This window comes from Blastococcus sp. SYSU DS0539 (genome assembly GCF_054050855.1).
This window is the reverse complement of sequence record NZ_JBJHAF010000009.1, coordinates 35,930-51,331: the sequence shown is the minus strand read 5'-3', so window position 1 is coordinate 51,331 and position 15,402 is coordinate 35,930. Positions and strand designations below refer to the sequence as shown.

The 15,402-nt window shown below is 74.9% G+C and carries 15 protein-coding genes; 9 read left to right on the top strand and 6 right to left on the bottom strand.

All coding sequences use genetic code 11. The features are described 5' to 3' along the window. Window positions 1–1,554: a fused MFS/spermidine synthase gene (locus tag ACI790_RS12580; RefSeq protein WP_456570108.1), complete on the bottom strand. Its 1,554-nt coding sequence runs from the start codon at window positions 1,552–1,554 to the stop codon at window positions 1–3. Window position 1,555: 1 nt separating this feature from the next. Further along, window positions 1,556–2,302, bottom strand: coding sequence for an SOS response-associated peptidase (locus tag ACI790_RS12575; protein ID WP_456570107.1), 747 nt, complete (start codon window positions 2,300–2,302; stop codon window positions 1,556–1,558). Window positions 2,303–2,439: 137 nt separating this feature from the next. Here ACI790_RS12575 and ACI790_RS12570 point away from each other — a divergent pair, with 137 nt between their 5' ends. From ACI790_RS12570 to rsgA, 3 genes are read left to right on the top strand one after another with little or no spacing between them, the layout of a single operon-like run. After that, a complete protein-coding gene (locus ACI790_RS12570) occupies window positions 2,440–3,903 on the top strand; it encodes an NAD-dependent succinate-semialdehyde dehydrogenase (RefSeq protein WP_456570106.1) in 1,464 nt (487 codons plus the stop codon). Between the two features lie 47 nt (window positions 3,904–3,950). Further along, the gene (gene aroA, locus ACI790_RS12565) at window positions 3,951–5,234 is read left to right on the top strand and encodes a 3-phosphoshikimate 1-carboxyvinyltransferase (RefSeq protein WP_456570105.1); all 1,284 of its coding nucleotides are present in this window, start codon (window positions 3,951–3,953) and stop codon (window positions 5,232–5,234) included. A gap of 26 nt (window positions 5,235–5,260) precedes the next feature. Continuing rightward, on the top strand, window positions 5,261–6,250 hold the full coding sequence (gene rsgA / locus ACI790_RS12560) for a ribosome small subunit-dependent GTPase A (protein WP_456570104.1): 990 nt from the start codon (window positions 5,261–5,263) through the stop codon (window positions 6,248–6,250). On the opposite strand, the gene ACI790_RS12555 is transcribed toward rsgA, so the two are convergent. Then, a complete protein-coding gene (locus ACI790_RS12555) occupies window positions 6,244–6,966 on the bottom strand; it encodes a hypothetical protein (RefSeq protein ID WP_456570103.1) in 723 nt (240 codons plus the stop codon). The two genes, rsgA and ACI790_RS12555, sit on opposite strands and share 7 nt — an antisense overlap. An 86-nt stretch (window positions 6,967–7,052) precedes the next feature. Then, window positions 7,053–7,589: a DUF2087 domain-containing protein gene (locus ACI790_RS12550; RefSeq protein WP_456570102.1), complete on the bottom strand. Its 537-nt coding sequence runs from the start codon at window positions 7,587–7,589 to the stop codon at window positions 7,053–7,055. Window positions 7,590–7,643: 54 nt separating this feature from the next. Here ACI790_RS12550 and ACI790_RS12545 point away from each other — a divergent pair, with 54 nt between their 5' ends. Both ACI790_RS12545 and hisN read left to right on the top strand, forming a co-directional pair. Beyond that, window positions 7,644–7,826 carry a DUF2795 domain-containing protein gene (locus ACI790_RS12545; protein WP_456570101.1) on the top strand — a complete coding sequence of 61 codons (183 nt, stop codon included), beginning with the start codon at window positions 7,644–7,646 and terminating at the stop codon, window positions 7,824–7,826. Window positions 7,827–7,878: 52 nt separating this feature from the next. Next, complete coding sequence (gene hisN, locus ACI790_RS12540) at window positions 7,879–8,661, top strand: histidinol-phosphatase (RefSeq protein WP_456570100.1); 783 nt, start codon at window positions 7,879–7,881, stop codon at window positions 8,659–8,661. A gap of 46 nt (window positions 8,662–8,707) precedes the next feature. Here hisN and ACI790_RS12535 read toward each other — a convergent pair whose 3' ends face one another. Then, the gene (locus ACI790_RS12535) at window positions 8,708–9,772 is read right to left on the bottom strand and encodes an aldo/keto reductase (RefSeq protein ID WP_456570099.1); all 1,065 of its coding nucleotides are present in this window, start codon (window positions 9,770–9,772) and stop codon (window positions 8,708–8,710) included. A gap of 102 nt (window positions 9,773–9,874) precedes the next feature. Between ACI790_RS12535 and ACI790_RS12530 the strand changes: the two genes are divergently transcribed. The 4 genes from ACI790_RS12530 (at window position 9,875) to ACI790_RS12515 (ending at window position 14,639) form a co-directional block, all read left to right on the top strand. Further along, entirely contained in the window at window positions 9,875–10,825 is a 951-nt protein-coding gene (locus ACI790_RS12530) for an SRPBCC family protein (RefSeq protein ID WP_456570098.1), read from the top strand. 28 nt (window positions 10,826–10,853) lie between these two features. Then, window positions 10,854–12,026 carry a zinc-dependent alcohol dehydrogenase gene (locus ACI790_RS12525; RefSeq protein WP_456570097.1) on the top strand — a complete coding sequence of 391 codons (1,173 nt, stop codon included), beginning with the start codon at window positions 10,854–10,856 and terminating at the stop codon, window positions 12,024–12,026. Between the two features lie 76 nt (window positions 12,027–12,102). Then, window positions 12,103–13,497 carry a cystathionine beta-synthase gene (locus ACI790_RS12520; RefSeq protein ID WP_456570096.1) on the top strand — a complete coding sequence of 465 codons (1,395 nt, stop codon included), beginning with the start codon at window positions 12,103–12,105 and terminating at the stop codon, window positions 13,495–13,497. Beyond that, window positions 13,494–14,639 carry a cystathionine gamma-synthase gene (locus ACI790_RS12515; protein ID WP_456570095.1) on the top strand — a complete coding sequence of 382 codons (1,146 nt, stop codon included), beginning with the start codon at window positions 13,494–13,496 and terminating at the stop codon, window positions 14,637–14,639. Before ACI790_RS12520 ends, ACI790_RS12515 begins: the two co-directional genes overlap by 4 nt. Here the strand turns inward: ACI790_RS12515 and map are convergent. Further along, on the bottom strand, window positions 14,623–15,393 hold the full coding sequence (gene map, locus ACI790_RS12510) for a type I methionyl aminopeptidase (protein ID WP_456570094.1): 771 nt from the start codon (window positions 15,391–15,393) through the stop codon (window positions 14,623–14,625). The two genes, ACI790_RS12515 and map, sit on opposite strands and share 17 nt — an antisense overlap. Between the last annotated feature and the right edge of the window lie 9 nt (window positions 15,394–15,402).

Sequence of the window (15,402 nt, the reverse complement as noted above, 5' to 3'; positions counted from 1 at the left end):
TCAGGGCGCCCCGTACGGGGTCAGCAGCTGGTCGACCGGCGCGAAGTCGTCGGTCAGCACGTCGGCCCCGCCCACGAACCGGTCCAGCTCGTCGCCCTCGGCCACCCGCCAGGCCAGGTCCCGCTCGGTCAGCGCGGCGGCGATCTCGCCGGCCGGCAGGGGCCGCTGGGACGCGACGGCGATGACGTTGCCGCCGTCCTCCCCCGCGAGCACGGGCCCGCGGGCCAGCAGCAGCACGTGGCCGAACACCGATCGCATCGTGGCCAGCTCGGCGCGCACGAACGACAGCGGCGGGTGGTCGATGAGGTTCACCGCGTACACACCGTCGTCGTCGAGCGCCCGGTCGACCAGCTCCAGCGCCTCGCGGGTCGTGAGCTGCCAGGGCACCGACAGCCCGCCGAAGGCGTCACCGACGACGAGGTCGCGCCCGCCCGCCGGCTCCTCGGCCAGCCCGACCCGGCCGTCGGCCACCCGCACCCGCAGGTCCGCGGAGGTCTCCAGGCCCAGCTGCTCGCGGTCCATGGCGACGACGCCGGGGTCGACCTCCACCACGAGGCTCTCCGTGCTCGGGCGCACCTCGGCGAGGTAGCGCGGCAGCGTCAGCCCGCCGCCGCCGATGTGCAGCGCCGAGACCGGCGCACCGGTGGGGAACGACGCGTCGGTGACGGCGGCGATCGCCCGCACGTACTCGAACTCCAGGTGGGTGGGGTCGTCGAGGTCGACGTAGGAGTGCCGGAGCGTGTCGAGCAGCAGCACCCGGCCCGAGTCCCGCTCGGGATCGGCCGCCACGCGCGCGCAGTGGTAGGCCGTCTCCTCCTCGCACGGCGTGGGCGCCACGGCGGCCAGCCCGCCGCCGACCACCGCCAGCACCAGCAGCCCGGTGGGCACCGGGCTGGGCGCCGGCCCGCGCCGGAGCAGCAGGGCCACCGCCAGACCGGTGAGGACGGTGACCGCGCCGGTGGCGACGAGGATGACGCTGCTGGGCAGCACCGCCACCAGGACGAAGCCGGTGGCGAACGTCGCGGCGATGCCGCCGATCGTGCCGATGCCGGAGAGCCGGCCGACCACGGCGCCGGTCTCGTCGAGGTCGGCCAGCTGGAGCTTCACGACCATCGGCGGCACCGCCGACAGCAGCGCCGCCGGCACGACGACGGCCACCGCGGCCAGCAGCAGCACGCCGCCGGCGTCGGCGCCGGTGAGCAGCGCGCCGGTGAACCGGACCAGCGGCAGCACGGCGACGATCAGCGCACCGCCGGCCACGAGCAGCGGGGCCAGCAGCCGGCGCGGATCGGTGCGGTCGGCCGTCGCGCCGCCGAACCAGGCCCCGGCCGCGATCGCCGCCAGCGCGAACCCGATCACGGCGGTGCTGGTCTGCACGGTGACGCCGACGTAGGGCGCGATCAGCCGCAGCCCGACGATCTCCAGCACCAGGACCGCGCCGGAGCTGAGGAAGGTCAGCCCCGCCGCGATCCAGGGCGGCAGCGCGCCGCCGGGGGGCGGTGGGTGCGGGGCCGGGTGCGCGGTGGTCCGGGCCGGAGCCTCGTCCGTCGCCACGTCAGAAGAGCGCCGGCTGGTCGGCCGGCGCCTCGACGGAGTCCGCCCGGGCCAGCAGCTGGGGACCGTTGTTGCGCACGTTGCCCACCGCCGGGCCGACCGGCCGCAGCTCCAGGGCGGCGACCACCTCCGGCGGGGTCGGCTCCGCCAGCTCCGCGACGTCCTCGCGGGACGGGTCCAGCCACCCGGCCCAGCGGTCGCGCGGCAGCACCAGCGGCATCCGGTCGTGGATCTCGGTCAGGGCGCCGGTGGCCGGCGCGGTGACGACCGTGCAGGTGTACAGCCGGTCCTCTCCCGTGCCCCAGACCTCCCACAGGCCGGCCAGGGCGAGCACCGACCCGTTCTCCGGGGTGATGTAGTACGGCTGCTTCGCCGGTGAGTCGAGCCGCTTCGCCCACTCGTACCAGCCGTCGGCCGGCACCAGGCAGCGCCGCGACCGGGCGGCGGTCCGGAAGGCCGGCTTCTCGGTCAGCGACTCCACCCGGGCGTTCAGCAGCCGGTTGCCGACCGAGACGTCCTTCGCCCACGACGGGACGAGGCCCCACCGGACCGCACGCACCTCCCGGTGGCCGCCGCCCGTGGGCCGGCCCTCGGCATCCCGCTCCTTGGCGTGCCGCACGACGTAGACGTCCTTGGTCGGGGCGACGTTGTAGTCGGCGGGCAGCGCCGGTTGGCCCTCGGCGGGCACCGCCTCGAACTCGACCGCGAGGTCGTCGGGGCTGCGGCTGGCGGCGTAGCGACCGCACACGGGCGCCTCCTCGGGGACGGGTGGGCCTGACCGTTCGAACTGTAGGTGGCACCGCCGACCGGGCGGCTCGTGCGTGCGCCGGAGCACCGCGGGTAGGCCCCTGGTGGGAACAGCCGACGAGAGACGAGGATCACCGCGTGACCGCTACGCAGAACCCCACGACCGAGCACCCCAAGACCGCCAGCGACAGCGCCGAGCGGCGCTACGCCACGGTCAACCCCTTCACCGGCGAGACGGAGAAGCAGTTCGACTTCACCCCCACCGAGGCCATCGACGGCATCGTCGAGCGGGCGCATGCCGCGTACCTGGAGTGGGCGCAGCGTCCCGTCGAGGAGCGCGCCGCCGTCGTCGGCCGGGCCGCCGAGCTGATGGACGAGCGCCGGGACGAGCTCGCCGCCCTCATCACCACCGAGATGGGCAAGCGCCGGGACGAGGCCGCCGGCGAGCTCTTCCTCTGCTCGATGATCCTGAAGTACTACGCCGAGAACGGTCCCGGCTTCCTCGAGCCGACGCCGATCCAGCCGCTGATGGGCAAGGGCGAGGCCCTGGTCGAGACGCGCCCCGTGGGCGCGCTGCTGGCCATCGAGCCGTGGAACTACCCCTTCTACCAGGTGGTCCGCGTGGCCGGCCCGAACCTGGTGCTCGGGAACACCGTCGTCCTCAAGCACGCCGAGATCGTCCCCCAGTGCGCGGAGGCGATCGAGCAGCTCTTCCGCGACGCGGGCGCTCCGGAGGGTGTGCTCACCAACACCTTCCTGCGCATCGCCGACGTCGAGCAGGTCATCGCCGACCCGCGCATCGCCGGCGTCACCCTGACCGGCAGCGAGCGCGCCGGCAGTGCGGTCGGCGCCCTGGCCGGCAAGCACCTGAAGAAGTCGGTGCTCGAGCTCGGCGGGAGCGACCCCTTCATCGTGCTCGACGCCGACGACCTCGGCGCCACCGTCAAGGCCGCGACCTCGGGGCGCATGCAGAACACCGGCCAGGCGTGCATCGCGGCCAAGCGGATCATCCTCACGGAGGACGTCTACGAGCCGGTCGTCGCCGGCCTCCAGCAGGCCTTCTCGACGTTCGCCCCGGGCGACCCGACCGACCCGGGCACGACGCTGGCGCCGCTGTCGTCGGAGCAGGCCGCGAAGGACCTGCACGCCCAAATCCAGGACGCCGTCGACAAGGGCGCCACGGTGCTCGCCGGCGGTGGGCGCCCCGACCTGCCGGGCGCCTTCGTCGAGGCGACGCTGCTGGCCGACGTCACGCCGGACATGCGGGCGTACCACGAGGAGCTGTTCGGCCCCGCCGCGGTGGTCTACAAGGTGAAGGACGCCGACGAGGCGGTCGCGCTGGCCAACGACAGCGTCTACGGCCTCGGCGCCACCGTGATGAGCAGCGACCTCGACCGCGCCCGCGAGGTCGCCGAGCGGATCGAGGCCGGGATGGTCTGGATCAACCAGCCCACCGGTTCCTCCCCCGAGCTGCCCTTCGGCGGGATCAAGCGGTCCGGCTACGGCCGGGAGCTCTCCGAGCTGGCGATGTTCGAGTTCGCCAACCGGCGGCTGCTGCGCACCGTGCCGGCGAAGAAGGCCGACAAGCCGCAGGCCGGCTAGAACGGGTGCGGGGCGGCGCGGCGCGGGTGACCGGGCAGACTGATCACGTGTCAGAGGTCTGGTCCGCGCCGCGCTCCCCGGCTCCCGTCGCCGCCGTCGTCACCCTGCCCGGCTCCAAGTCGCTCACCGCGCGGGCGCTGGTGCTGGCGGCGCTGGCCGACGGCCCGAGCCGGCTGGTCCGCCCGCTCCGGGCACGGGACACCGACCTCATGGCCGGGGCCCTGCGGGCCCTCGGCGTGCGGATCGACGACGACGGCGACGACGTGGTCGTCACCCCCGGCCCGCTGCGCGGTCCCGCCACGGTCGACGCCGGGCTGGCCGGGACGATCCTCCGCTTCCTCCCCCCGGTCGCGGCGCTGGCCGACGGCCCGGTGCGGCTCGACGGCGACCCCCGGCTGCACGAGCGGCCCAACGCGGGGCTGATCGCGGCGCTGCGGGCCCTCGGGGTCGGGGTGGACGACGACGGCCGGGGCCGGGCGCCGTTCACCGTCCACGGCACCGGGCGGGTGCGCGGCGGCGCGGTGACCGTCGACGCGAGCGAGTCCTCGCAGATCCTCTCGGGGCTGCTGCTGGCCGCCGCCCGGTTCGACGAGGGCCTGGATCTCGCGCTGGCCGGGGGCGTCCCGTCCCTCCCGCACGTCGACATGACGGTCACGACCCTGCGCGAGCACGGGGTGGAGGTGCGCGCCACCGACCAGGGCTGGCGCGTCTCCCCCGGCCCGATCGCCGCGCTCGACCGCGTGGTGGAGCCCGACCTCTCCAACGCGGCCCCCTTCCTCGCGGCGGCGCTGGTCACCGGCGGACGGGTGACGGTGCGGGACTGGCCGGAGGTCACCACCCAGCCGGGCGCCCAGCTGGACCGGCTGCTGGCGGAGATGGGCGCCGACGTCGCCCGCACCCCCGACGGCGGGCTTCGGGTCGCGGGCACCGGCGCCGTCCGCCCCCTGGTCGCGGACCTCGGCGAGGTGGGCGAGCTGACCCCGGTGCTGGCCGCGCTGTGCGCGCTGGCCGACGGCACGTCCCGGCTGACCGGGATCGCACACCTGCGCGGGCACGAGACCGACCGGCTGCAGGCCCTCGACGAGGTGCTCACCGCCGTCGGGGCCCGGGTGCGCCAGCTGCCCGACGGGCTGGAGATCGAGCCCGGCCCCCGACGCCCGGCGCTGCTGGACTCCTACGCCGACCACCGCATGGTCATGGCCGCCGCGGTCCTCGGGCTGGCGATCGACGGCGTGCGGGTGGCCGGTCCCGGAGCGGTCACCAAGACGCTGCCCGACTTCCGGGAGCGCTGGGCCGGGATGCTGGGCGAGCGGATCGGGGCACGGCCCTGAGCGGCAACCAGCGCGACGCCCGGCGGATGGACGAGGACGACGTCCGCGTCCGCCCCGGCCGGCGGGGGTCCCGCCCGCGCACCCGCACCCGTCCCGCGCACGACGACGCCGTCCCCGGCCTGGTGGTCGCCGTCGACCGCGGGCGGATGACCGTCCGGGTCGCCGGCCCGGACGGCGCGGTCGACGTCACCGCGATGCGCGCCCGGGAACTCGGCAGGCACGGCGTGGTCGTCGGCGACCGGGTGCGCCTGGTGGGCGACACCAGCGGCCGCACGGACACCCTCGCCCGGATCGTGGTCATCGAGGAGCGCGCGACGTCGCTGCGCCGCACCGCCGACGACACCGACCCCACCGAGCGGGTCGTGGTGGCCAACGCCGACCTGCTCGTCATCGTCACCTCGGTCACCGACCCCGAGCCCGCGTTCGGGTTCCTCGACCGGTGCCTGGTCGCCGCCTACGCCGGTGGGCTCGAGCCGCTGCTGTGCCTCACCAAGACCGACCTCGCGTCGGCGCAGCCGCTGCTGGACCGCTACGCCGGGCTGAGCCTGGACGCGGTGCCCATGTCGCGGGAGCTCCCCCTGGCGGACCTGGTGGGCCGGCTGCGCGACCGGATGAGCGTCTTCGTCGGCCAGTCCGGCGTCGGCAAGTCCACGCTGGTCAACCGGCTGGTGCCCGACGCGCTCCGGGCCACCGGCGACGTCAGCAAGATCGGCAAGGGCCGGCACACGTCGTCGTCGGCGGTGCTCTTCGACCTCCCCGGCGGCGGCACGGTCATCGACACCCCCGGCATCCGGTCCTTCGGCCTGGCGCACGTCACCGCCGACGACGTCCTCTCCGCGTTCGAGGACATCGCCGAGGCCGCCACCGACTGCCCGCCCGGCTGCGGGCACACCACCGAGGACCCGGACTGCGCCCTCGACGCGTGGGCGGCCGCCGGCCCGCCGCGGCGGCGCGAGCAGCTGACCGCCCTGCGGGTCCTGCTCGGTGCCGTCGGTCAGGTCGGCCCCGGCTACTGACGGCGGAGCGAGCGCCGCCGCGGCACGGTGAACAGCTCGTCCCCCATCGGTTCGTCGACCGCCTCGATGCGCAGGTCGTGCCCCCGTCCCGACACGTCGCCGCCGATGGCCTCGGTCAGCACGCAGACACCGGTCCGCACGTCCAGCCGCACCCGGAAGGCGTCGGGGTACGTAGCGAGCAGGTGCCGGTCATCGGCGCCGAACTCGGCCAGGTCGACGACCCGGGTACGCAGCAGGGGGCAGCAGCCGCAGCGCGGCTCGTAGGCGTCGGTCGGCCGGACCAGGGCCTCCCATGCGGGCCGCCCGGCGTGCTCGACCTCCGCCACGGACTCCACGTCCAGCGCGGTCACCGGCACCCCGGTGTCCGGATCGCGTCCGTCGCCCAGCTCCACCGGGTCGAGCATCGCCACCCAGTGGTAGTCCTGGTGCATCGGGTCGTCGAGGGAGTGGTCCCACGACCGGCGCCGCTCCGCGACCAGGCCGTCCGGCCGCGATCCGGGCTCCGGTGCCGCACTCCTCGGCGGCTCCCGGACCACCTGCAGCAGCGCGCCGTCGGTCGTCTCCACCCGCAGCAGGTCCGGACGGCGCAGCCACGCACGCACCCGGCCGGTCTTCCCCGGGTCGCCGGGCCAGGAGACCGTGCAGCGCAGGGTCGTCCACCGCCACGGCGAGGAGCGCGCGAGGGCGGCGAAGGCGTCGGCCGACGGGCTGGGCACCCGACGAGTGTGCGAGCGCACCGGGCGCCCGTCGAGCGACGTGTCGACATCACCACCTGTCGACACGTCGAGATGCGGCGCCCCGCCTACACCTCCACGTAGCCGCCGCTGCGCCAGTAGATCCCGGCGTCACGGCTGAGCAGCGCCTCGTCGACCAGGTAGCGCCGCAGCGCCGCGACGTCGGGGTGCCAGACGGCCAGCAGCGCGTTCACCTCGCGCTCGGGATAGCGGACGCCGGGCTCGAACACCCGGACCAGGTGGTCGAGCACCACGAGGCGCTTGCTGCGCTGGGCGGGGATCGACACCAGCCGGCCGTCGCGGACGAAGGCGGACAGGACGGCGTCGGCGGCCGGGTCGTCCGACAGCGGCTCCGGTGCCGGCGCGGCCTCCGCGGCCGCGCGGGCAGCCGCGCCGAACCGGTCGGTGTGCAGCGCCAGGTGGTGGCCGTCGCGCTCGACCAGCCCGGCACGGGCCAGCCGCCGGGCGGCGAGCGCGACCTCCTTGAGCGACAGCCGCGACGCCGCGGCGACCTCCTCGATCGTCGCGGCGCCCAGCGCCAGCGCGGCCACGACCTTCAGCCGCACCGGGTCGGCGAGCAGCCCCGCGATCGTCGCTGCGTCCACGCACCCGACGGTATCCGTGCATCGACGCACGGGTGCCGGGTAGGGATCCCGACCATGGTGAGCCCCATCGACATCCAGAAGGCCCTGTCCGGCATGGACTACCCCGCGAGCAAGGCGGACATCGTCGAGCACGCCGAGTCGCACGGCGGCGACAAGGAGGTCGTCGACGCCCTGAAGAAGATCGAGGACCGCGAGTACGAGGGCCCGAGCGGGGTCAGTTCCGCCGTCTTCGACTGACTCCCCACTAGGTTGGGTGCCCATGACGTCGGGTCGGGGCTACTCAGAGGACATGCGGCTGGCACACGTGCTGGCCGATCAGGCCGACTCGATCAGCATGGATCGGTTCAAGGCCCAGGACCTGACGGTCGAGACCAAGCCCGACCTGACGCCGGTCACCGACGCCGACCGCGCGGTCGAGGAGATGCTGCGCATCACCTTGAGCCGGGCCCGCACCCGGGACGCGGTGCTGGGCGAGGAGTTCGGGACGACCGGTCACGGGTCCCGCCGCTGGGTGCTCGACCCGATCGACGGCACGAAGAACTTCGTGCGCGGCGTGCCGGTGTGGGCCACGCTGATCGCGCTGTTCGACGGCGACGAGCCCGTGGTCGGCCTGGTGTCCGCGCCGGCGCTGAACAAGCGGTGGTGGGCGGCGAAGGACGTCGGCGCCTGGACCGGGCGCCGGCTGGAGTCGGCGACCCGCTGCCGGGTGTCGGAGGTCGCGCAGCTCGGTGACGCCAGCCTCAGCTACTCCAGCCTCTCCGGCTGGGAGGAGCGCGGCGGGCTCGACGGGTTCCTCGGCCTCACCCGCTCGGTGTGGCGCACCCGTGCCTACGGCGACTTCTGGAGCTACGTGCTCCTCGCCGAGGGCGCGGTGGACATCGCCTGCGAGCCCGAGGTGTCCCTCTGGGACCTCGCCGCCCTGGACGTGATCGTGCGCGAGGCCGGCGGCCGGTTCACCGACGTCAGCGGCGCCCCGGGGCCGTCCGGCGGCAGCGCCCTGGCCACCAACGGCAAGCTGCACGACGCCGCCCTCGAGCGGCTGCGGACCGGGGGCCGGCCCACCCCCGCCTGACGGGCCGGCCCGCCGGACGATCGCGCGTCCGGGACCGGGGTCGCACTCACGCGGACCGCTCCGGGCTGTCGCCGTAGGCGTAGGAGCTGTCGGCGTACCGGCCGCCCACGGCGACGCCGGGAGGGGCGATCAGGTCCAGCCGGGCCAGCTCGTCGGCGGTCAGCTCGACGGCGGCGGCGCCGACGTTCTCCTCCAGGTAGCCGCGGCGCTTGGTGCCCGGGATGGGGACGACGTCGTCGCCCCGGGCCAGGACCCACGCCAGCGCCAGCTGCCCGGGCGAGACGCCCTTGCCGGCGGCGAGGTCGCGGACGGCGTCGACGAGCCGGAGGTTGGCCGCGAACGCCTCCCCGGTGAACCGGGGGTGGGTGCGCCGCCAGTCGTCCGCGGCGAAGTCGTCGGGGCTGCGGACGGCGCCGGTGAGGAAGCCGCGGCCGAGCGGGCTGAACGGCACGATGCCGATCCCGTGCTCGCGGGCCACCCCGAGCACCGTGTCGCCGCCCGCTGCACCACCCCCGGCCATCTCCAGGTCCCGCGTCCACAGCGACCACTCGCTCTGCAGCGCGGCGATGGGGTGCACGGCGACGGCGCGGCGGACCGAGGCGGCGCTCGCCTCCGACAGCCCGAGGTACCGCACCTTGCCCTGTGCGACCAGCTCCACCATGGCGCCGACGGTGTCCTCGATCGGCACCCGCGGATCGACCCGGTGCTGGTAGTAGAGGTCGATGGTGTCCACGCCGAGCCGGCGCAGGCTCGCCTCGGCGCAGGCGCGCACGTTCTCCGGCCGACCGTCGATGTCCATGCCGCCGGAGTCGTTGCGGGACAGCGTGAACTTGGTGGCCAGCACCACCTCGTCGCGCCGGCCGGCGATCGCCTCGCCGACGAGCTCCTCGTTGTGCCCGCTGCCGTAGACGTCGGCGGTGTCGAGGAACGTGACGCCGAGGTCGACGGCGCGGTGGACGGTGGCGATCGACTCCGCGCGGTCGGCGGCGCCGTACATCTGGCTCATGCCCATGCAGCCCAGGCCGAGGGCGGAGACGACCGGGCCGTCGCGGCCGAGGCGGCGGGTCCCGACGGGCGGGGGTGCGGACGGTGCGCTGGGGGTCGGTGGCATGCCCCGCATCCTGGCCCGCCCGCGGTCGGACCCGCCACCGCCCCGTTTCCGCACCGGGCGCCCGGGTAGCCGCTCGGGGCACCGATCCGACCGGAGGACCTGATGAGCTCCAGCCGCAACCGTCCCCGCCTGCGCCGCACCGCCCGCCTCCTGGGCCTGGCCAGCACCGGCCTCGGGGTGGCCATGCTGCGCGACCCGAGGGGCGTCGCCCGGTTCTCCGGCGTCGACGACTCGGCCACCGCGCTCTCGGTGATCCCCCTCGTCGGCGCCCGCGAACTGGTGCACGCCCTGCCGCTGCTCGCGGGCCGCCCCGGCTGGGCCTGGACCCGGGTGGCCGGGGACGCCGTGGACCTGACCGCCCTGGGCGTCGCCCTCTCCTCCCGGAGCGGGGAGCGCGGACGCCGGGTGCGCAACGCCACGGTCGCCGTCGCGGGCCTGGCCGCCCTGGACCTCGTCACCGCCGCCCGCTCCCGCCGCTCCGCCGGCCGCGGGCCCGCCCGGGAGCTGCTGCCCTCCTCGGCCCCGTGGACGAGCGCGATCGACGTCTCGTCGGCCACCACGGTGAACAAGAGCCCGCAGGAGGTCTACGACCACTGGCGGGACTTCTCCCGGCTGCCGGAGTTCATGGCCCACGTGCGCGAGGTGCGGACCGTCGACGGCGGCACGCGCTCGCACTGGATCGCCGAGGCGCCGGGCCGGCGCACCGTCGAGTGGGACGCCGAGGTGGTCGAGGACGCCCCGGCCGAGCGCATCCGGTGGCGGTCGCTGCCCGGCGCCGGCATCGAGAACGCCGGCTCGGTGGAGTTCCGCCCCGCTCCGGGGAACCGGGGCACCGAGGTGCGGGTGCGGCTGGCCTACGCCCAGCCCGGTGGCCGCCTGGGCAAGGCAGTGGCCGGCATGTTCGGCCAGTCGCCGGAGCAGCAGGTGCGCGACGACCTGACCCGCTTCAAGCAGGTGCTCGAGACCGGGCAGGTCGTCCGGTCCGAAGGCAGCCCCGAGGGACTGCGGGCAGGGCGGCTCGCCGCCCAGCGCCCCGCGGCTCCCCGCTCCTGACCCGCCCCGTCTCCGGAAGGACACCCCCGTGCGCGCCACCCAGTGGATGGGCAAGAACCACATCGAGGTCAACGAGGTCCCCGACCCGCAGCTCCTGAACGACCGCGACGCCATCGTGAAGGTCACCTCGACCGCGATCTGCGGCTCCGACCTGCACCTCTACGACGGCTTCATCCCGACGATGCGCAAGGGCGACATCCTCGGCCACGAGTTCATGGGCGAGGTGGTCGAGGTCGGCAAGGGCGTCGGGAACCTCCGCGTCGGCGACCGCGTCGTCGTCCCCTTCCCGATCGCCTGCGGCAACTGCGACGCGTGCCAGAAGGGGCTGTTCTCCGTCTGCGAGAACTCCAACCCGAACGCCCGGATCGCCGAGAAGTTCATGGGCCACTCCCCGTGCGGCATCTTCGGCTACTCGCACATGATGGGCGGCTACCCCGGCGGTCAGGCGGAGTACGCCCGGGTGCCCTTCGCCGACGTCGGCCCGCTGAAGGTCGACGACGACCTCACCGACGAGCAGGTCCTCTTCCTCACCGACGTCTTCCCCACCGGCTTCATGGGCGCCGACGCCTGCGACATCTCCCCCGGTGACGTCGTCGCCGTCTGGGGCGCCGGCGCGGTGGGCCAGTTCGCCGTGGCGAGCGCGAAGATGCTCGGCGCCGAGCGGGTCGTCGCCATCGACCGCTTCGACTACCGGCTGGACAAGGCGCGGGAGGCCGGCGCCACCGACGTCCTCAACTACGAGGAGGTCGACGTCCTCGACGCCCTCCAGGAGCTGACCGCCGGGCGCGGGCCGGACGCCGCCATCGACTGCGTCGGCATGGAGGCGCACCACCCGAACACCGCGATCCACGCCTACGACCGCGCCAAGCAGGCCACGATGAGCGAGACCGAGCGGCCGCACGCCCTGCGCGAGGCGATCCTCGCCGTGAAGAACGGCGGGACGGTCTCCATCGTCGGCGTCTACGGCGGGCTGATGGACAAGTTCCCGATCGGCTCGCTGATGAACCGGTCGGTGACGGTCAAGACCGGCCAGGCCCACGTGCACCGGTACCTGCGGCCGCTGTACGAGCGGATCCGCAACGGCGAGATCGACCCCAGCTTCGTCGTCTCGCACACCCTGCCGCTGGAGCAGGCTCCGCAGGGCTACCGGATGTTCCGCGACAAGGAGGACCGGAGCAACAAGGTGGTCCTCAAGCCCTGACCCGCTCGTCCGGTGGGATGAGCAGCAACCGGGCGCCGGCGACGAGGCCGGCTCCGGGTCCGAGGAGGACGCCACCGTGCAGTACGCCGAGTCCGTCGTCGACCTGGTCGGGAACACCCCGCTGGTGAAGCTGTCGTCGGTGACCCGCGAGCTGGGTCCCGACGCGCCGCTCGTGCTGGCCAAGGTCGAGTACCTCAACCCGGGAGGCTCGGTGAAGGACCGGATCGCCGTGCGCATGGTCGACGCCGCGGAGGCCGGCGGTGAGCTGCAGCCCGGCGGCACCATCGTGGAGCCGACCAGCGGCAACACCGGCATCGGCCTGGCCCTGGTCGCCCAGCAGCGCGGCTACCGCTGCATCTTCGTCTGCCCCGACAAGGTCGGGCAGGAGAAGATCAACGTGCTCAAGGCCTACGGCGCCGAGGTGGTCGTCTGCCCGACGGCGGTCGACCCCGCCGATCCGCGGTCCTACTACTCGGTCTCCGACCGGCTGACCCGCGAGACCCCCGGCGCCTGGAAGCCCGACCAGTACTCCAACCCCAACAACCCGCGCTCGCACTACGAGACGACCGGCCCCGAGATCTGGGCGCAGACCGACGGCCGGATCACCCACTTCGTCACCGGGGCCGGCACCGGCGGGACGATCAGCGGGGTCGGCCGGTACCTCAAGGAGGCCTCCGGCGGCCGGGTCCAGGTCATCGGCGCCGACCCGGAGGGCTCGGTCTACTCCGGCGGCACCGGCCGCCCCTACCTGGTCGAGGGCGTCGGCGAGGACTTCTGGCCCAGCACCTACGACCGGGACGTCGCCGACGAGATCGTGGCGGTCTCCGACGGCGACTCCTTCGCCATGACCCGGCGGCTGGCCCGCGAGGAGGGGCTGCTGGTCGGCGGCTCCTGCGGCATGGCGGTGGTGGCGGCGCTGCGCGTGGCCGAGCGGCTGACCAAGGACGACGTCCTCGTGGTGCTGCTGCCCGACGGCGGCCGCGGCTACCTGAACAAGATCTTCAACGACACGTGGATGGCCGACTACGGCTTCCTCGACTCCGCGGCCGGGGAGACCGTCGGCGAGCTGCTGCAGGCCAAGGGGGGGAGCACCCCGACGCTGGTGCACACCCATCCGAACGAGACCGTCCGCGACGCCATCGACATCCTCCGCGAGTACGGCGTCAGCCAGCTCCCGGTCGTCCGGGCCGAGCCGCCGGTCACCGCCGGCGAGGTGGTCGGCTCGGTGGACGAGAAGGCGCTGCTCGACGCGCTGTTCGCCGGCCGCGCCGCGCTGTCGGACCGGGTGGAGAAGCACATGTCGCCGCCGCTGCCCATCGTGGGCTCCGGGGAGGACGTGCGCGCCGCCGTCGCCCAGCTCGGCGCCGCCGACGCGCTGCTCGTGCACGTCGACGGCAAGCCGGCCGGCGTCGTCACCCGGCAGGACGTGCTGGGACACCTGGCGGGGCTCACGCCTACGGTCGGCCCATGACCGGCTTCAACACCCGCGCGATCCACGCGGGCCAGGACCCCGACCCGGCGACCGGCGCGGTCATCCCGCCGCTGCACCTGACGACGACGTACAAGCAGGACGGCGTCGGGGGCCTGCGCGGCGGCTACGAGTACAGCCGCAGCGGCAACCCGACCCGCGACACGCTGCACGCCGCGCTGGCCGCGCTGGAGGAGGGCACGACGGCGCTGGCGTTCGCATCGGGGCTCGCCGCCGAGGACACCCTGCTGCGCACCGCCTGCCGGTCGGGCGACCACGTCGTCCTGGGCGGCGACGCGTACGGCGGCACGTTCCGGTTGATCTCCCGCGTGCTGTCGGAGTGGGGCCTGGCGCACACCCCGGTCGACCTGGACGACCCCGACGCGCTCCGCGCCGCGATCCGCCCGACGACCCGGGTGGTCTGGTGCGAGACGCCCAGCAACCCCCTGCTCAACATCACCGACATCGAGCGGACCGCGGCGGTGGCCCACGAGGCCGGCGCGCTGCTGGTCGTGGACAACACCTTCGCCTCGCCCTACCTGCAGCGGCCGCTGACGCTCGGGGCCGACGTCGTCGTGCACTCGACGACGAAGTACCTCGGCGGGCACTCCGACGTCGTCGGGGGCGCGCTGGTCACCCGGGACGCCGCCCTCGGCGAGCAACTGGCCTACAACCACAACGCGATGGGCGCGGTCGCGGGCCCGTTCGACTCGTGGATGGTGCTGCGCAGCCTCAAGACGCTCGGCGTCCGGATGGACCGTCACTGCGCCAACGCGGCGCGGGTCGCCGAGTTCCTGCTCGGGCACGACGCCGTGGCCTCGGTGCTCTACCCCGGGCTGCCCGAGCACCCCGGCCACCCGACCGCGGCGAGGCAGATGTCCGGCTTCGGCGGGATGGTGTCCGTCCGGCTCCGGGACGGCGAGGCGGCCGCCCTGCGGGTCTGCGAGCGGACGCAGCTGTTCACCCTGGCGGAGTCGCTGGGCGGCGTCGAGTCGCTGATCGAGCACCCGGGGCGGATGACCCACGCCAGCGCCGCCGGCTCGCCGCTGGAGGTGCCGGCCGACCTGGTGCGGCTGTCGGTGGGCATCGAGGACGCCGACGACCTGCTCGCCGACCTGGACCGGGCGCTCAGCGAGGCAGGGTGAGGATGCGCGGGCCGTCCGCGGTGACCGCGACCGTGTGCTCGACGTGCGCGGCGCGGCTGCCGTCGGCGCTGCGCAGCGTCCAGCCGTCGGCGTCGACCGTGTAGTCGTCGGAGCCGCCGGCCAGGAACCAGGGCTCGATCGCGATGACCAGCCCGGCGCGCAGCGGCACCCCGCGCCCGGGGCGGCCCTCGTTGGGGACCGACGGCGCCTCGTGCATCGTGCGGCCCACCCCGTGACCGCCCTGGTCGGTGTTGATGCCGCAGCCACCGGCCCGGCCGACCGCACCGATGGCGGCGGAGATGTCGCCCACGCGGTTGCCGACGACGGCCGCCGCGATGCCCGCCGCCAGCGCCCGCTCGGTGGTCGCCACCAGCTCGAGGTCCTCCGGCCGGGGCGTGCCCACCGCGAAGGTGATCGCGCTGTCGCCGACCCAGCCGTCGAGGACCGCGCCGGCGTCCACGCTGAGCAGGTCCCCGTCGGCGAGCACGTCGGGGGTCGGGATGCCGTGCAGCGCGACGTCGTTCACCGACAGGCAGACGACGCCCGGGAAGGGCGGGGTGGTCGCGAGGGGCGCGTAGCCGAGGAACGGCGAGGTGGCGCCGGCGTCGGCCAGGACGTCGCGGGCCACGGCGTCGAGCTGGGTCAGCCGGACGCCCGGGGCCGCCGTCGCCCGCACGGCGGCCAGCATGTCGGCGACCACGGCGCCGGCCGCCCGCATGGCGTCGACCTCACCGGGGGTGCGCAGTTCGATCACGGGTCCGTC

Bases quoted from the DNA above. Each gene is read 5' to 3' on its own strand.
- rsgA (WP_456570104.1), top strand. From the start codon at position 5,261: ATGGACGAGGACGACGTCCGCGTCCGCCCCGGCCGGCGGGGGTCCCGC.
- ACI790_RS12545 (WP_456570101.1), top strand. From the start codon at position 7,644: ATGGTGAGCCCCATCGACATCCAGAAGGCCCTGTCCGGCATGGACTAC.
- hisN (WP_456570100.1), top strand. From the start codon at position 7,879: ATGCGGCTGGCACACGTGCTGGCCGATCAGGCCGACTCGATCAGCATG.
- ACI790_RS12535 (WP_456570099.1), bottom strand. From the start codon at position 9,772: ATGCCACCGACCCCCAGCGCACCGTCCGCACCCCCGCCCGTCGGGACC.
- ACI790_RS12530 (WP_456570098.1), top strand. From the start codon at position 9,875: ATGAGCTCCAGCCGCAACCGTCCCCGCCTGCGCCGCACCGCCCGCCTC.
- ACI790_RS12515 (WP_456570095.1), top strand. From the start codon at position 13,494: ATGACCGGCTTCAACACCCGCGCGATCCACGCGGGCCAGGACCCCGAC.